Consider the following 16,625-nt stretch of genomic DNA (forward strand, 5'->3'; position numbering starts at 1 on the left):
TGCTGAAAATCGAATGCGCCAAGGATAACGAGGGGAGTTTTGAAAGCAATAAAAAATGGCGCGAAGTCGCGCCATTTTCACTGTTTAGGCTCTTTTCCTGTTTAGGAAGGAGCGTGCAGATGTCTACAATTAGAACTTGTAAGTTACTGCTACGTAATGGCCGAAGCCTGTTGACTTGAAGCCATCGGTATCTTTAATCCCGTAAACGTCTTTGTAGCCTTTTAGACCGTAGCCTACAGCGAAACGATCTGAATGCCAGTAGATACCGTTAAACATCGCACCGCCGTTGCTGGCTGTTGAGTATTCATCTTTTAGGCCGAATTGGTAATCGATGTAGCCTTGGTAAGAGATGAATGAACCGTTTTCGAAGAAGTAGAAAGGTTTAAACCAGTTAGTCGAGATCTGGAAACCGTTCCAATCTTTGCGGTTGCCATCATAAGTACCGTAGAGGTTCAGGCCAACTTTGCCAAACCATGGAACCATCACATCAGAACCAAGACCAATTTTCTGGTTGTTTACAGAAAATGCGTTAGTGTCAAAGTCTGTACCGTCCCATTCGAACAGTGATGCAACGTAAACTTCTTGTACTGGACCGAAAGACATATCAACGCCAGTCAATGCATCCAGAGACATACGTGGAGCAAACTTCATGAAGATTTTTGGATCGCCAACTTTGTCACTGCTTTTGTTCGTTGCTAAGTTAAACACGTCAACGTAACCGTACAGATCAAAGATGCCAGAACGACCGCCAAATTCCATTTCCAGATAATCATGAGATGATTTGCCTGGAAGTTCGTCGAATGCACCCATCAGGTTAAATTGCATCCACTTGTAATCGTTTTTGTGGATATCGCCATCTGAGTAGTCAGCGGCCAGAACAGGTGCTGAAGTTGCTGCCAATAGGCTTAAAGCAAGAAGTGATTTACGCATAAGGGGAACTCTCTGTAAGTGTGTTGTGTATGGCGGCCGCTTAACTGCAGCTCGTTCAACTGGCGGGCATAATAACGATAAAAATCGCAATTAAAAGTGATAAGAAGTGCAAAATTAAAGGCATTGAGTGACTGAAATCACACCTTTGTTAATTAGTTTTGAACTTATTTTGTATTTCACTTTTTTGCATTTTTATTGTGATATTGATCGCTTTGTTTGCGGGTTGACTAAACTTATACGCTAATCGATAAACCAACAAATTCAGTGAGTGATCGACGAATGAACTCTTTTCGTATACCTAAGTAAATTTATGAAAAGGAGTGAGTAATGGAAGAGATAATGTTGTTTCCACTTAGCTCCGTCGTACTTCCTGAAGGGAAAATGAAGCTGCGAATTTTTGAACCGCGCTATCAGCGTATGGTCGCTCAGTGCAGTAAAACGGGCAGTGGATTTGGTCTCTGTTTGTTCGACAGTAAGTCGAATAAAAATGCAAACGAATTATCTGAGTTTGGGACTTTGGTCAAAATCGTTGATTTTGAAACGTTAAGTGATGGTTTGCTTGGGATCACAGTCGTCGGCATACGACGTTTTGCGATTCGCAAAGTTCGGGTTGAATATGACGGTTTGCGGATTGCTACAGTACAGTGGTTTCCGGATTGGCCAAGCCAAGAATTGTTAGAGCGGGAGCGTTTCTTAGGCGAGCAATTGCAGGAGGTCTATCGGCAATTTCCACAAATTGGTGAGTTGCACAGTTTGTGCTTTTTTGATGATGCGAGTTGGGTCTGTCAACGCTGGCTAGAACTGCTACCTTTAAGTAAAGGACAGTTTGATGTGCTGGTTGGGCAGCGAGATTGCCATGCCGCCTTAGCTTTTTTACAGCGTGCCATTGAGTCGCATCTCGACACGTGAACAATTTGCTTGTGACGAATGATCTCCAGTGGTAACACTGACGTATAGACTTACTAGGGTGTTCGCCTGAGTCATTAAGGATGAGTTTATATGTTTAATCCATCACCTCATACGTTTGGCCGCCAAGAGTGGCTAGAGTGTATGGAAAAAGTTAAAAGCAGGGACACACAGGCTTTTGCTCTGGTATTTGGCTATTACTCGCCGAAATTGAAGCAGTTTGTGATGAAGCATGTCGGTAGTGAACAGGTAGCGTTGGAACTGGTTCAAGAAACCATGTCAACCGTATGGCAAAAAGCCAGTCTGTTTGATGGGCAGAAAAGCTCTCTCGCGACTTGGATTTACACCATAGCGCGTAACCTAAGTTATGACTTGCTACGTCGACAAAAGGGGCGTGACGCTTATGTGTTGGCCGATGATATTTGGCCGGAAGATTATTGTCCTCCTGATCTGGTTGATCACTACGCACCGGAACAAGATCTGCTCAAAGAGCAGGTGATGAAATTTCTCGACCGCCTGCCAGAAGCACAGCAGCAAGTGATCAAAGCGGTCTATTTAGAAGAAATCCCCCAGCAAGATGTGGCAGACATGCTCGACATTCCACTTGGCACTGTGAAATCACGTCTACGCCTTGCGGTAGAAAAGTTAAGATTATCAATGGATGCGGAGTCCTTATGAGTTATCACCCTAATTATGCTTTACTCGCAGCCTATGCTGAGGGCGGTCTTGATTCTGCGCATGGTTTGGCGATTTCTGCTCATTTGGAAATCTGCCCACATTGTCGTGACTTGGTGCATGAGATTGAGGCAGAACTTGGTGAGTTACTCAATCAGCAAGCGGCCTCTTCTGTCGCCTTGTCAGACGATGCCAACTGGCAAGCGATGTTTGATTCGATTGTGGCCTTGCCGCAGCAAGCGGCATCCAGCCCTCCCGTTAAAACCACACCGGTAATGGTGACGGTAAACGGTAAGCAGATTGCGATTCCCAAAGTCTTAGCGCGTTTGGTTAAACCTGAGCAGCAGTGGCGCAGCTACGGTGGCAAAGTGTTCAGTTTACCTTTGCAGTCGGAAGATAATGTACGGATGAATCTGATGTACATCAGCCAAGGGGTTTCTATTCCTCAGCACACCCATAAAGGGTTTGAGTCGACCTTGGTGTTGCACGGTGGTTTTAGTGATGAAAATGGTCATTACGATGTGGGTGATTTTATGCAGCATGATGGTCAAATCTGCCATTCGCCCTGTACACCGCAAGATCAAGACTGTCTCTGCTTAACGGTATTGACCGAGCCTATGGTCTTTACCCAAGGGGTGGCGCGGATCTTTAACCTGTTTGGCAAAGGACTTTACCCTTAATCCTGCTTCAACAAGTAGTTTGGGTAGAGTATGTAAGATGAAGGGAGCAAATGAGCTCCCTTCACTATTTTCGTACGACATTCAAGTTGTATGACATTCAGGCGGGTCTATTTTACAAACTTACTGTCGCTCTTCTCTTCCGACGGCAACTCTTCTTTATACTGCTTTGCGTTTTCCAGCATCTTAGTAAAGTCATCACGTAGTGAGTAAAGCATGACCAAACTTGGGATCACCATTACCGCAGTCAAAATGAAGAACAGTGACCAGTCGTTCAGAAAATCCGCTAACTCACCACTAAACGAAGCGATAGTGGTTCTGCCTAAATTACCTAATGAAGCCAGCAACGCATATTGCGTGGCGGAAAAAGCCTGTCCAGTCATTAAGGTGAGGAAGGAAACAAAGGCTACCGTTGAGAAGGCAGAAGTGAAGTTATCGACGAAGAGAGTCGCTAGAAATAGGTGTTCATTAGGACCAACTTTGGCTATCCAAGCAAACATCAAGTTACTGGACGCCATGGCGATGCCACCAATCATTAATCCTCGCACAATACCGAACTTGATATTGACTAAGCTGCCAAGCAAGGTGAACAAAATGGTGATACCCCAACCGAGTAGCTTAGAGTAGTAGCCAATCTGTTCGTTGCTAAAACCAATTTCTTTGTAAAAGGCAATCGACATGCGTCCTAAGAAGGCTTCGCCGATTTTGAACAGAAAGACAAACAGCAGCAGTGTCAGCGCAACACGAAAACCATTACGGCGGAAAAAGTCGATAAAAGGCTCTAAGACCGTGACAGTTAACCAACTCAGCACCGGATTGCTAACGACCTGTTGGTGGCGCTCTTCAGCTAGTTGCTGTAATTGATCCCGCTGAGTGTGTGGCTCTCCCACCAGCAAGGTAAACAACATCAATAAGCCAACCACTCCCGCCATAATGTAGTAAACGCCATTCCAGCCGATGCTATCGGCATTGACGAAAGCGAAGTAGCCGGGGAGCGAATAACCCGTCCACCAACCGACGACCGCCATGGCAGATGCTTGTGGCAATTTGGTTGATTCACTCTTTGGGAAGGTATCAATCCGGAAGGCATCGACAGCCACATCTTGCGTCGCCGAGGCAATCGCAATACCCAAAGCGAACATGGAGGTCAGCATAAGATTGTTGGCTGGGTTAACGCCTGCGATGAGTAACGTACAGACTAGAACGATGGATTGGCAGAAAAAGATCCAGCTTCGGCGCTGACCAAGCATCGAATGCAGAATGGGTAACTTGACTCTATCGACCAGTGGTGCCCAGAGAAAGTTGATCGCGTACACCGCAAACACACTGCCAAAATAGCCGATGGCAGCGCGGCTGAGTCCGGCATCTTTCAGCCAGCCTGTCATGTTGGAACCAATCAATACCCATGGGAAGCCGCTGGCACAACCCAGCATAAATACCCAGAGCAAGCGTCGATCAAAATAGCTAACAATAAGTTCTAGCCAAGAGTGGGACCGGGGTTGCTGAACCATAACGAGTCCTTTTGCATGTGATTATGATGATTGCCGCACTCCCGAGTTCAGGAGTGCGGTGAGGCTGTTTAAGGTAAGCGAGTGACTTTATTAATGACGATGGGTGTGACAGGAACGTTCTGCATTCGACCTTTATTTTGAGTCGGTTGCTGAGCCATTTTTTCAATCACATCAAACCCTTCGATCACTTGACCAAACACCGCATAGCCCGGCGGCTTTGCGGCATAGTTCAAGAAATCATTATCCACCAAGTTAATGTAAAACTGTCTTGTAGCCGAATTTGGGTTTTGCGTACGAGCCATGGCAATGGTCGCGGTATCATTACGCAAGCCATTGCTGGCTTCATTCTCGATCGGGGCATAAGTCGGTAGCTGATTAAGATAAGCATCAAAGCCACCCCCTTGCGCCATAAAGCCTGGGATCACGCGATGAAATTGGCTGCCGACATAGCTGCCGTCATCCACATAGCGTAAGAAATTCGCAACCGAGATCGGTGCTTTTTCTTGATTCAGCTCGATCGTGAAATTGCCGAGTGTGGTTTCCACTGCGACTTTGGGACCCGCCCACACGCAGCTACTGACCAGTGCTACGGTTGCCAATAGCCATGACTTAGCCATTAAAGCGCTCCTGCATGTAGTTTTGCAGCTCGGCGTCGTTAGCGATCTCTTTGAGCACAGTGTTGATCACGTCATTGAGTACGGTTTCAATTTCATCGTTAGAAGCACTGAGAACGCCAGTACGCTTTGCGGTGCCTGTGTAGCTTTTCACCAACTTACCTCTTGGTGTTTCAGCCGTGATTTCCAATACCACGCTGCCATCCATTTGGTTTTCCATGATCGAGTGCTTCACGGAGACCAAAAGCTCTTGGATTTCGAGAGTGATGGTGTTTTCACTATTGACGCTGAGACGGAAACCTTGCGATCCAAACTGTTCAGCCAGGGCGTTTTCTAGCGTAATGCGCACATTTTGGCGTGGATGAATGGGCTCAATATTGTTGCGGCCACTATCGACTAAAGCCACATATTGCGCTGAACGCACATCTTTGCTGACCAGCGAAAAGCTGCTGTTATTCACAATCGCATTTTGGCTTAATGCCGCTTGAGGGTTAACGTTGATTTGACTCTGCTGAGGAGCAGAACAAGCGGTAAGTAAAGCGATTGAAGCCGCAAGAACCAGTTTTTTCATGGTTAATTCCTTTCGTTTTATTGTGCACACAGCCGCAAGGCTCAAGATTTAATAGCTTGTAAGATAACAAATTTACTGTTGTTGGCGATCACTCTAACATGACTTTTACCAAACAATCTTGCCAGTTTTACATCGTAGCCGAGGTGGCGATTGCCGATCACCCATAATTTCCCGCCTTTTTTCAGAACATGCTTTGAGTCACAGAACATTTGCCACGCGATGTGATCCGTAATGGTTTGTTGTTGATGGAACGGCGGATTACACACAATCATTGAACTGCTGTGCGCTGGGAAACCATCCAGACAGTTGTTGGCGATACAGTGAATATCTCGTTTACCGAGATTGTCGTGTAAGTTTTTTTGTGCGGAGGCGATCGCCATAAAGCTTTCATCAACACAGGTGATCTTCGCTTGTGGGTTCAATTGTCCGAGACGAACCGATAACACGCCATTGCCACACCCAAGATCAATAAAGTCTTCCAGAGTCGGATCGGCTGGCAAATGCTCAAGGATAAATCTGGCACCCAGATCTAAACTTTCACCCGAATACACATTCGGTAAGTTAGTGAGGGTGATAGCATAGGGCTCAACGCTCCAACCGCATTCAGGGTTAGCCTCATTAGCGGGATTCACCGTCGCAGAACTGAACACTAAACGATGTTTTTTCCACGCCAGTGAAGTGGTGGTGGGGCCTAGATGCTTTTCAAACAGATTCAAGGTTGATGTATGAATCTCCTTCGCTTTATTCACCGCAATGACCGGGATGTTCGGCGAAAGGGCTTTACGCAGTTGGCTCAGGATCCACACCAGATGACGATTACTCTTGGGCAGTTGCAGTAGCACGACAGAGGCATCATTAGGGACCGGATCCAACGTCGTCAGTAACTGAACTGGCGGACGCTGATTTTGCTGCAAATTCGCTTGAGTCGCTTGATGGGCAATGTAGGAGTCACTCATCATGCTGACTTTGTGTTTTTGACTAAACCAACAACTTAAAGTGCCGAAATGGTCATTAATGATCACTATGTGGCTAGATTCTGGGAGAGCGAGTTGTTCCACATGCTGGATGAGGTACTCATCGCCGGCATCCCAAGCTTGCAAGGTTTCGTTATTGCGCTTTGGGAAACGATGAAGAGTGAGCGTCTGCTCAAGCAAAGTAAGCTCAGTTTTCATATTGCTCGTGTTTCTAGTAAATTGACGGCGCATTGTCTCAGATGGCAATAAAACAGCAAATGAAAACCTAGGTTTTTGCATTTTTAGCCACACGCAAGACCCGCTATGGTCTATTCTCAATTTGTCATGTTGTCGACACTCAAGTGTTCAACAAGGAAAGCAATATGATTCAATATGTTATTGAAAAGAAGCTGAGTGATGAATTTCAGCCCGAGTTTCTGAAAGTGATTAATGAAAGTGATATGCACAACGTGCCGCGAGGTTCGGAGAGTCATTTTAAGGTCACAGTAGTGAGTGAACGCTTTGCCGGCCTGCGTCCTGTCGCTCGTCATCGTTTAGTCAATCAAACCTTGGCAGATGAGTTAGCGAATCATATCCACGCGCTAGCGATTCATACCTACACGGCTCAAGAGTGGCAGCAAATGAATCAGGAAAGTCCAGAAAGCCCAATGTGTTTAGGGGGCTCGCGCAAAAGCGCTCAATGATAGGCTTAACACCTATAACGCCTGATTGGATTTTGAGCAAATTATTAACACGGTTTAAACAAATGAGTCTGAATATCTCGAGTTATGTGTAGGTTTTGCAGATTAAGTTAGCCAATAAGCCCAGATAAAATAGGCCTTAGTGAGTTTGTGCGATGCTTCAAAATTATGATGATTTCTTAGCCTTTCGCACTGGATTCGTTTGAAATTAAACAGTGATTCAGGGCATTGGTCATGGCATCAAGTTCCCAAAAGATGCTAGACTACAGCACCTGACAAATCCCCCACATGATTTGTGATGGGATTTTTAAAAGGATGTTGCGATTTTAATGGCCAAGGTCATTAAAACGGACACAAACAATGTCGTGTCTACCGAGGTAAGGATTCCGCTAGCGTTGTTCAGTTGTAAGAACAAGGCAAACGGAGTGCGCCTCGAATTTGCGCAATGAAAGAATCTTTTTCCCGATAAAAGTAGTGCAAGTGCGTATGATTACAATAAAAAAGGGATTGGACCTTCCTATCGCAGGAACTCCTTCCCAGGTGATTAGTGATGGTAAAACCATCAAAAAAGTCGCCTTGCTTGGCGAAGAGTACGTTGGCATGCGTCCTACTATGCATGTTCGCGTAGGTGATGAAGTAAAAAAAGCTCAGATTCTTTTTGAAGATAAGAAGAATCCGGGTGTGAAATTTACTTCACCAGTCAGCGGTAAAGTGGTTGAAATCAATCGTGGTGCTAAGCGCGTTCTTCAGTCAGTTGTGATTGAAGTGGCGGGTGATGACCAAGTGACTTTCGACAAGTTTGAAGCCAATCAATTAGCCAGTTTAAATCGCGATGCGATCAAAACTCAGCTGGTTGAATCTGGTCTTTGGACTGCTTTACGTACTCGTCCGTTCAGCAAGGTTCCAGCCGTTGATTCCACTTCTGAAGCCATTTTTGTGACTGCCATGGATACCAATCCGTTGGCGGCTGAGCCGACTGTCGTGATCAATGAACAATCGGAAGCCTTCGTAGCCGGTCTTGACGTTCTTTCTGCGTTGACTACAGGCAAAGTGTACGTTTGTAAAAAAGGTACTAGCTTGCCACGTTCTCAACAGCCGAATGTTGAAGAACACGTCTTTGACGGCCCACACCCTGCTGGTCTTGCCGGCACTCACATGCATTTCCTTTACCCAGTAAGTGCAGACCACGTAGCGTGGAGCATCAACTATCAGGACGTGATCGCAATTGGTCAATTGTTCTTGACGGGTGAGCTATACAACCAACGTGTGGTTTCTCTTGCCGGCCCTGTGGTGAACAAACCTCGTTTGGTTCGTACCGTAATGGGCGCATCGCTAGAGCAACTGGTTGATAGTGAAATTATGCCAGGTGAAGTGCGTATTATCTCTGGTTCTGTGCTGTCTGGTACGAAAGCCACTGGGCCACACGCTTATCTTGGTCGCTACCACCTACAAGTTTCCGTCCTTCGTGAAGGACGTGATAAAGAGCTGCTCGGTTGGGCAATGCCAGGTAAGAATAAGTTCTCTGTAACTCGCTCTTTCCTTGGTCACCTATTCAAGGGCCAAGTGTACAATATGACCACAACCACTAATGGTAGTGATCGCGCCATGGTTCCAATTGGTAACTATGAGAAGGTCATGCCACTAGACATGGAGCCAACCTTGTTGCTTCGTGATCTGTGTGCTGGTGACAGTGACAGCGCGATTCGCTTAGGGGCTTTAGAGCTGGATGAAGAAGATCTAGCACTGTGTACTTTCGTTTGTCCAGGCAAATACGAGTACGGTCAGCTCCTACGTGAGTGCTTAGATAAGATCGAGAAAGAAGGGTAATTTCCATGGGCCTTAAAAAGTTTCTTGAAGACATCGAGCATCATTTTGAGCCAGGCGGCAAACACGAGAAGTGGTTTGCTCTGTATGAAGCAGCGGCGACGCTCTTCTATACACCGGGTCTGGTAACCAAAAGAAGCTCGCACGTTCGTGATAGCGTTGACCTAAAACGTATCATGATCATGGTTTGGCTTGCTGTATTCCCAGCCATGTTCTGGGGCATGTACAACGCTGGCGGCCAAGCTATTGCAGCACTTAACCACCTATATTCAGGTGATCAACTCGTGGCGATTGTGGCGGGTAACTGGCACTACTGGCTAACCGAAATGCTTGGCGGAACCATGTCAAGCGATGCTGGATGGGGCAGTAAAATGCTGTTGGGTGCAACCTACTTCCTACCTATCTACGCCACGGTGTTCATCGTCGGTGGTTTTTGGGAAGTGTTGTTCTGTATGGTGCGCAAGCATGAAGTGAACGAAGGCTTCTTCGTTACCTCTATTCTGTTTGCTCTGATTGTTCCACCAACTCTGCCTCTATGGCAAGCCGCACTGGGTATTACCTTTGGTGTTGTGGTTGCGAAAGAAGTGTTTGGTGGTACAGGCCGTAACTTCCTCAACCCAGCGTTGGCTGGCCGTGCTTTCCTGTTCTTTGCTTACCCAGCACAGATTTCAGGTGACCTAGTATGGACTGCCGCAGATGGCTTCTCTGGTGCAACGGCACTGAGCCAATGGGCACAAGGTGGTGCAGGTGCACTTATCAACAACGCGACTGGTCAAACGATCACTTGGATGGATGCTTTCATCGGTAACATCCCAGGTTCAATTGGTGAAGTGTCTACTCTGGCACTCATGATTGGTGCGGCGTTCATTGTTTATATGGGCATTGCTTCATGGCGCATTATTGGCGGTGTGATGATTGGTATGATCCTGCTGTCGACACTGTTTAACGTGATTGGCTCGGATACCAACGCAATGTTCAACATGCCTTGGCATTGGCACCTAGTACTGGGTGGTTTTGCATTCGGTATGTTCTTCATGGCGACCGACCCAGTTTCTGCGTCCTTCACCAATGGTGGCAAATGGGCTTACGGTATTCTGATCGGTGTTATGTGTGTGCTGATCCGTGTTGTGAACCCGGCTTACCCAGAAGGCATGATGCTGGCGATCCTATTCGCGAACCTATTTGCGCCACTGTTTGACCATGTGGTTGTAGAGAGAAATATCAAGCGGAGATTAGCGCGCTATGGCAAGCAATAACGATAGCATTAAAAAGACGCTGTTTGTTGTTATCGCGTTGAGCCTAGTGTGCTCAATCATTGTATCGGCAGCGGCTGTCGGTCTGCGTGATAAGCAAAGAGAAAATGCGGCACTAGACAAGCAGAGCAAGATCCTGCAAGTGGCTGGCATTGAAGCGAAAGGCAGTAAACAAATCGTTGAGTTGTTCAATAAAAGCATTGAACCACGTCTGGTTGACTTCAACACGGGTGACTTTGTTGAAGGCGATGCAGCTAACTACGATCAACGTAAAGCAGCGAAAGAAGCCTCTGAATCTATCAAGCTGACTGCTGAACAAGATAAAGCGAAGATCCAACGTCGTGCGAATGTTGGTGTGGTTTATCTGGTGAAAGACGGCGACAAAACCAGCAAGGTGATTCTGCCTGTACACGGTAACGGCCTATGGTCGATGATGTACGCGTTTGTAGCAGTAGAAACTGACGGTAACACGGTTTCAGGTTTGACCTACTATGAACAAGGCGAAACTCCGGGATTGGGTGGCGAAGTTGAAAACCCAGCTTGGCGTGCTCAATGGGTCGGTAAAAAGCTGTTTGATGAAAACCACAAACCTGCGATCAAGATTGTCAAAGGTGGTGCACCTCAAGGTTCAGAGCATGGCGTAGACGGTCTGTCTGGCGCAACTTTGACCAGTAATGGCGTACAAAACACCTTCGACTTCTGGTTGGGTGATATGGGCTTTGGTCCATTCCTGACAAAAGTTCGTGACGGAGGTCTTAACTAATGTCTAGCGCAAAAGAGCTGAAAAAGAGTGTGTTAGCCCCAGTTTTGGACAACAACCCGATTGCACTGCAAGTGCTCGGTGTGTGTTCTGCACTGGCGGTAACCACTAAGCTGGAAACGGCATTTGTTATGACGCTAGCGGTAATGTTTGTTACTGCATTGTCTAACTTCTTCGTTTCTCTGATCCGTAACCACATTCCTAACAGTGTGCGTATTATCGTGCAAATGGCGATTATCGCTTCGTTAGTTATCGTGGTAGACCAGATTTTGAAAGCGTATTTGTACGATATTTCTAAGCAACTGTCGGTATTCGTTGGTCTGATTATCACCAACTGTATCGTAATGGGCCGTGCAGAAGCGTTTGCGATGAAGTCAGAACCAATTCCTTCTTTCATTGATGGTATTGGTAACGGTTTAGGATACGGTTTCGTGCTGATGACGGTTGGTTTCTTCCGTGAGCTTTTAGGCTCAGGTAAGCTATTTGGCTTGGAAGTTCTGCCTCTTATCAGTAACGGCGGTTGGTATCAGCCAAACGGTCTGATGCTACTCGCACCTTCAGCATTCTTCCTGATCGGCTTCATGATTTGGGCGATTCGCACGTTCAAACCAGAACAAGTAGAAGCGAAGGAGTAAGGTTGTCATGGAACATTATATTAGTCTGCTGGTGAAATCGATTTTCATCGAGAACATGGCACTCTCTTTCTTCCTAGGGATGTGTACATTCTTGGCGGTGTCGAAGAAAGTAAAGACATCATTCGGCTTAGGTATTGCGGTAATCGTAGTACTGACTATCTCTGTACCAGTTAACAATCTGGTGTACAACCTTGTGCTTAAGCCAGATGCACTGGTTGAAGGGGTAGATCTTAGCTTCCTGAACTTTATTACCTTTATCGGTGTTATTGCGGCATTAGTACAGATTCTGGAAATGATCCTCGATCGCTTCTTCCCGCCTCTGTATAACGCACTGGGCATCTTCCTTCCGCTGATCACAGTAAACTGTGCGATCTTCGGTGGTGTGTCTTTCATGGTGCAGCGCGACTACAGCTTTGCTGAATCTGTAGTATACGGTTTCGGTTCTGGTGTGGGTTGGATGCTGGCTATCGTCGCTCTTGCAGGTATCCGTGAGAAGATGAAGTATTCAGACGTTCCTCCAGGTCTGCGTGGTTTGGGTATTACCTTTATCACGGCTGGCTTGATGGCGTTGGGCTTCATGTCTTTCTCTGGTGTTCAACTGTAAGTCGGGTAAACCGCAGCAATAAAGGAATAGTTAATGTCTACTATTATTTTTGGTGTAGTGATGTTTACCCTGATTATACTGGCTTTGGTTCTGGTGATTCTGTTCGCCAAATCCAAGCTAGTACCAACAGGTGACATTACAATTTCTATTAATGGCGATCCTGAAAAAGCGATCGTAACCCAACCGGGTGGTAAGTTGCTGACTGCACTGGCAGGCGCTGGTGTATTCGTATCTTCAGCTTGTGGTGGTGGTGGTTCATGTGGCCAATGCCGCGTAAAAATCAAATCAGGCGGCGGTGATATTCTGCCTACAGAACTGGATCACATCAGCAAAGGCGAAGCCCGTGAAGGTGAGCGTTTGGCGTGTCAGGTTGCTGTAAAAGCAGATATGGATCTGGAACTGCCAGAAGAGATCTTTGGTGTGAAAAAGTGGGAATGTACGGTTATCTCTAACGATAACAAAGCCACTTTCATCAAAGAGCTTAAGCTTGCGATTCCTGATGGTGAATCTGTACCGTTCCGTGCGGGTGGTTACATTCAGATTGAAGCACCTGCGCACCATGTTAGGTACGCCGATTACGATGTACCTGAGAAATACCGTGGTGACTGGGATAAATTCAACCTGTTCCGTTATGAGTCTAAAGTGGATGAGCCAATCATCCGTGCATACTCAATGGCGAACTACCCAGAAGAGTTTGGCATCATCATGCTGAACGTGCGTATCGCGACTCCGCCGCCAAATAATCCAAATGTGCCACCAGGCCAAATGTCTTCTTACATTTGGTCACTGAAAGCCGGTGATAAATGTACGATTTCTGGTCCGTTCGGTGAGTTCTTCGCGAAAGACACTGATGCAGAGATGGTATTTATCGGTGGTGGTGCGGGTATGGCGCCAATGCGTTCGCACATCTTTGACCAACTGAAGCGTCTGAAGTCTAAGCGTAAGATGTCTTACTGGTACGGTGCGCGTTCTAAACGTGAAATGTTCTACGTGGAAGATTTCGATGGCCTAGCGGCTGAGAATGACAACTTCGTATGGCACTGTGCTCTGTCAGATCCTCAACCAGAAGATAACTGGACAGGCTACACCGGTTTCATCCATAACGTACTGTACGAAAACTATCTGAAGGATCACGAAGCTCCAGAAGATTGTGAATTCTACATGTGTGGACCTCCGATGATGAACGCGGCAGTGATCAACATGCTGAAAAACCTAGGTGTAGAAGAGGAAAACATCCTACTGGATGACTTCGGTGGTTAATCGATAACTCACTACACTGTGATGGCTGGCTCGTTCGAGTCAGCCATTGTTTTTTACAAATCGGATATTGAAAGTGTCGATGGTTATCTGGTTTAGGGCATCGGTATTTCCCATATCAATTTTTAACTATGAAAGGAGTAAACAAGTGAAAAATTGGCTTGTTGCATTCGCTTCTCTTCTCTTGCTGGCTGGCTGTGAAAAGCCCGTAGAGCAGGTACATCTCAGTGGCCCAACCATGGGAACCACTTACAACATTAAATACATTCAACAGCCGGGCATTGCGGATTCGAAAACACTGCAAACCGAGATTGATCGACTCCTTGAAGAAGTGAACGATCAAATGTCGACTTACCGTAAAGACTCTGAGCTCAGCCGTTTTAACCAGCATACCAGTAGTGAGCCGTTTGCGGTTTCCATTCAAACGGCCACTGTTGTGAAAGAAGCTGTTCGTTTGAACGGTCTTACTGAAGGCGCTTTAGATGTTACAGTCGGGCCTTTGGTTAATCTGTGGGGATTTGGCCCTGAAGCCCGCCCTGATGTGGTTCCAACCGATGATGAGTTAAATGCACGCCGTGCAATTACCGGTATTGAGCATCTGACGGTGGAAGGCAATACGCTGAGTAAAGATATTCCTGAGCTGTACGTCGACTTATCTACCATTGCAAAAGGCTGGGGAGTTGATGTGATCGCGGATTATATTCAATCACAAGGTATCGAAAATTATATGGTAGAAATTGGCGGAGAAATCCGTTTGAAAGGATTGAACCGTGATGGTGTACCCTGGCGTATTGCGATAGAAAAGCCAAGTGTTGATCAGCGTAGTGTGCAAGAGATCATCGAACCGGGTGATTATGCGATCGCAACCTCCGGTGATTACCGTAACTACTTTGAGCAAGATGGCGTTCGTTACTCACATATCATCGATCCAACTACCGGACGCCCAATCAATAACCGCGTGGTTTCTGTGACGGTACTGGATAAGTCTTGTATGACGGCGGATGGCTTAGCGACAGGCTTAATGGTCATGGGCGAAGAGCGTGGTATGGCTGTCGCAGAAGCTAACCAGATCCCGGTTTTAATGATTGTGAAAACGGATGATGGCTTTAAAGAGTACGCATCAAGCAGCTTTAAACCGTTTTTAAGTAAGTAATAGTGAGCATAAAACAATGAACACCTTTTTGATTACTTTTGGTTTCTTTCTGGCCGTGATTGCCGCCATGGCCGTTGGTTACATTTTCCAACGTAAAGTGGTGAAAGGCAGCTGTGGTGGTTTAGGTGCAGTGGGCATCGAAAAAGTCTGCAATTGCCCTGAGCCTTGTGATGCACGTAAAAAACGTGAAGCTAAAGCAGCCGCCCGCGCCGAGCGTCTTGCGGCTTGGGAAAAAGATCGCATCGCATAATCCGTGCTATCGCATCAAAAAGCTCGCTCCGGCGGGCTTTTTGTTTATCAGACTTTTCTTATCGATGGCTTATTATTATACTGTTTATGTATACAGTATTGGTGAGCTATGCAAGACAGAATTCGTAAAATCATCCATGTCGATATGGACTGCTTTTTCGCTGCCGTTGAAATGCGGGATAACCCTGCGTATCGAGAGATACCACTGGCCGTTGGCGGACATGAAAAGCAGCGAGGAGTGATCAGTACATGCAACTATCAGGCGCGCAAATTTGGCGTTCGTTCTGCTATGCCTACCGCTCAGGCATTAAAACTCTGCCCTCAACTGCATGTCGTCCCGGGGCGGATGTCTGTCTACAAAAGTGTTTCTCAACAAATCCAAACTATTTTTCAGCGTTATACCTCGTTGATTGAGCCTCTTTCACTTGATGAGGCCTATCTTGATGTCAGTGAATCGACTGCCTATCAAGGTAGTGCGACCTTAATTGCTCAAGCGATTCGACGTGATATTTGGCAAGAGTTGAATTTAACGGCGTCCGCTGGTGTTGCGCCGATCAAGTTTCTTGCAAAAGTTGCGTCCGACTTAAATAAACCTGATGGCTTGTATGTGGTGACGCCAGACAAAGTTCAGGAGATGGTCGATAGCTTACCGCTGGAAAAAATACCGGGAGTGGGTAAGGTGGCGTTAGAAAAGTTGCATCAAGCTGGTCTGTATGTCGGGGCAGATGTGAGGAGAGCGGACTATCGCAAGTTACTGCATCAATTTGGGCGTTTAGGTGCTTCGTTGTGGAAAAAAAGTCACGGCATTGATGAACGTGAAGTGGTGACTGAGCGCGAACGAAAATCTGTCGGTGTGGAGCACACCTTTAGCCAAAACATTTCGACGTTTCAGGAGTGTTGGCAAGTGATTGAACAGAAATTGTATCCGGAGCTAGATGCTCGTTTGAGTCGGGCTCATCCACAGCGAGGCATTATTAAACAAGGCATTAAAGTGAAATTTGCTGATTTCCAACAGACAACCATTGAGCATGTTCACCCTGCATTAGAGCTCGACTACTTCCACGAGCTGTTAGAGCAAGTGTTAACTCGCCAGCAAGGACGAGAAATTCGCTTACTTGGTTTAAGTGTGATGCTTAAGCCTGAATTGCAGATGAAACAGCTGTCGATGTTTCCAAATGAGTGATAGTAACAGGCGCATTTTCCTCTTAATCCGACTTGAAGCGGCCGCAGTGTTGGTTACGTTCGTTCACCCCAATCACATAGTTTTTCTATGCAGATGGGGATTCTCACTTGCGCATACTTGTAACGCTAAGTACTTTGGGCATAGTTCTGCTTTAGATTCTCTTTGAAGA

General features: G+C 46.4%; 18 protein-coding genes. 13 read left to right on the forward strand and 5 right to left on the reverse strand.

What is annotated here, in order from left to right; all coding sequences use genetic code 11:
* Positions 1 to 129: 129 nt before the first annotated feature.
* A complete protein-coding gene (locus tag CEQ48_RS07455) occupies positions 130 to 930 on the reverse strand; it encodes a nucleoside-specific channel-forming Tsx family protein (RefSeq protein ID WP_089070804.1) in 801 nt (266 codons plus the stop codon).
* 327 nt (positions 931 to 1,257) lie between these two features.
* On the opposite strand from CEQ48_RS07455, the gene CEQ48_RS07460 reads away from it, so the two are divergent.
* The 3 genes from CEQ48_RS07460 (at position 1,258) to CEQ48_RS07470 (ending at position 3,191) form a co-directional block, all read left to right on the forward strand.
* Positions 1,258 to 1,839, forward strand: a complete 582-nt coding sequence (locus tag CEQ48_RS07460) for an LON peptidase substrate-binding domain-containing protein (RefSeq protein WP_089070805.1) — start codon at positions 1,258 to 1,260, stop codon at positions 1,837 to 1,839.
* 90 nt (positions 1,840 to 1,929) lie between these two features.
* Complete coding sequence (locus CEQ48_RS07465; protein ID WP_089070806.1) at positions 1,930 to 2,514, forward strand: RNA polymerase sigma factor; 585 nt, start codon at positions 1,930 to 1,932, stop codon at positions 2,512 to 2,514.
* On the forward strand, positions 2,511 to 3,191 hold the full coding sequence (locus tag CEQ48_RS07470; RefSeq protein ID WP_089070807.1) for a ChrR family anti-sigma-E factor: 681 nt from the start codon (positions 2,511 to 2,513) through the stop codon (positions 3,189 to 3,191). Before CEQ48_RS07465 ends, CEQ48_RS07470 begins: the two co-directional genes overlap by 4 nt.
* A 107-nt stretch (positions 3,192 to 3,298) precedes the next feature.
* Here CEQ48_RS07470 and CEQ48_RS07475 read toward each other — a convergent pair whose 3' ends face one another.
* From CEQ48_RS07475 to CEQ48_RS07490, 4 genes are all read right to left on the reverse strand, one after another.
* On the reverse strand, positions 3,299 to 4,621 hold the full coding sequence (locus CEQ48_RS07475) for an AmpG family muropeptide MFS transporter (protein ID WP_181710665.1): 1,323 nt from the start codon (positions 4,619 to 4,621) through the stop codon (positions 3,299 to 3,301).
* Between the two features lie 146 nt (positions 4,622 to 4,767).
* Positions 4,768 to 5,316 carry a peptidylprolyl isomerase gene (locus CEQ48_RS07480; RefSeq protein WP_001140219.1) on the reverse strand — a complete coding sequence of 183 codons (549 nt, stop codon included), beginning with the start codon at positions 5,314 to 5,316 and terminating at the stop codon, positions 4,768 to 4,770.
* The gene (locus CEQ48_RS07485) at positions 5,309 to 5,884 is read right to left on the reverse strand and encodes a YajG family lipoprotein (protein WP_000737547.1); all 576 of its coding nucleotides are present in this window, start codon (positions 5,882 to 5,884) and stop codon (positions 5,309 to 5,311) included. The genes CEQ48_RS07480 and CEQ48_RS07485 overlap by 8 nt, the downstream gene beginning before the upstream one ends.
* 41 nt (positions 5,885 to 5,925) lie before the next feature.
* The gene (locus CEQ48_RS07490) at positions 5,926 to 7,056 is read right to left on the reverse strand and encodes a methyltransferase (protein WP_057555056.1); all 1,131 of its coding nucleotides are present in this window, start codon (positions 7,054 to 7,056) and stop codon (positions 5,926 to 5,928) included.
* Positions 7,057 to 7,220: 164 nt separating this feature from the next.
* Between CEQ48_RS07490 and CEQ48_RS07495 the strand changes: the two genes are divergently transcribed.
* The 10 genes from CEQ48_RS07495 to dinB all read left to right on the forward strand — a co-directional run bounded on the left by CEQ48_RS07495 (position 7,221) and on the right by dinB (position 16,456).
* Positions 7,221 to 7,541 carry a BolA family protein gene (locus CEQ48_RS07495; RefSeq protein ID WP_089070809.1) on the forward strand — a complete coding sequence of 107 codons (321 nt, stop codon included), beginning with the start codon at positions 7,221 to 7,223 and terminating at the stop codon, positions 7,539 to 7,541.
* Positions 7,542 to 8,024: 483 nt separating this feature from the next.
* On the forward strand, positions 8,025 to 9,365 hold the full coding sequence (locus CEQ48_RS07500; protein WP_089072360.1) for a Na(+)-translocating NADH-quinone reductase subunit A: 1,341 nt from the start codon (positions 8,025 to 8,027) through the stop codon (positions 9,363 to 9,365).
* Positions 9,366 to 9,370: 5 nt separating this feature from the next.
* Positions 9,371 to 10,618 (forward strand): NADH:ubiquinone reductase (Na(+)-transporting) subunit B, encoded by a 1,248-nt coding sequence (locus CEQ48_RS07505; RefSeq protein ID WP_089070810.1) that lies wholly within the window; start codon positions 9,371 to 9,373, stop codon positions 10,616 to 10,618.
* Positions 10,605 to 11,378, forward strand: coding sequence for a Na(+)-translocating NADH-quinone reductase subunit C (locus CEQ48_RS07510; protein ID WP_089070811.1), 774 nt, complete (start codon positions 10,605 to 10,607; stop codon positions 11,376 to 11,378). Before CEQ48_RS07505 ends, CEQ48_RS07510 begins: the two co-directional genes overlap by 14 nt.
* The gene (locus tag CEQ48_RS07515; protein WP_000092895.1) at positions 11,378 to 12,010 is read left to right on the forward strand and encodes an NADH:ubiquinone reductase (Na(+)-transporting) subunit D; all 633 of its coding nucleotides are present in this window, start codon (positions 11,378 to 11,380) and stop codon (positions 12,008 to 12,010) included. The genes CEQ48_RS07510 and CEQ48_RS07515 overlap by 1 nt, the downstream gene beginning before the upstream one ends.
* Positions 12,011 to 12,017: 7 nt before the next feature.
* Positions 12,018 to 12,614 (forward strand): NADH:ubiquinone reductase (Na(+)-transporting) subunit E, encoded by a 597-nt coding sequence (gene nqrE / locus CEQ48_RS07520; protein WP_000401432.1) that lies wholly within the window; start codon positions 12,018 to 12,020, stop codon positions 12,612 to 12,614.
* A 33-nt stretch (positions 12,615 to 12,647) separates the two neighbouring features.
* The gene (gene nqrF / locus CEQ48_RS07525) at positions 12,648 to 13,874 is read left to right on the forward strand and encodes an NADH:ubiquinone reductase (Na(+)-transporting) subunit F (protein WP_089070812.1); all 1,227 of its coding nucleotides are present in this window, start codon (positions 12,648 to 12,650) and stop codon (positions 13,872 to 13,874) included.
* A 145-nt stretch (positions 13,875 to 14,019) separates the two neighbouring features.
* Positions 14,020 to 15,024 carry an FAD:protein FMN transferase gene (locus CEQ48_RS07530; protein ID WP_089070813.1) on the forward strand — a complete coding sequence of 335 codons (1,005 nt, stop codon included), beginning with the start codon at positions 14,020 to 14,022 and terminating at the stop codon, positions 15,022 to 15,024.
* 16 nt (positions 15,025 to 15,040) lie between these two features.
* Positions 15,041 to 15,274 carry a (Na+)-NQR maturation NqrM gene (gene nqrM, locus CEQ48_RS07535; RefSeq protein WP_001091359.1) on the forward strand — a complete coding sequence of 78 codons (234 nt, stop codon included), beginning with the start codon at positions 15,041 to 15,043 and terminating at the stop codon, positions 15,272 to 15,274.
* A gap of 108 nt (positions 15,275 to 15,382) precedes the next feature.
* Positions 15,383 to 16,456, forward strand: a complete 1,074-nt coding sequence (gene dinB, locus CEQ48_RS07540) for a DNA polymerase IV (protein ID WP_089070814.1) — start codon at positions 15,383 to 15,385, stop codon at positions 16,454 to 16,456.
* The last annotated feature ends 169 nt before the right edge of the window (positions 16,457 to 16,625 follow it).

This window comes from Vibrio tarriae, from assembly GCF_002216685.1.
Lineage (GTDB): Bacteria > Pseudomonadota > Gammaproteobacteria > Enterobacterales > Vibrionaceae > Vibrio > Vibrio tarriae.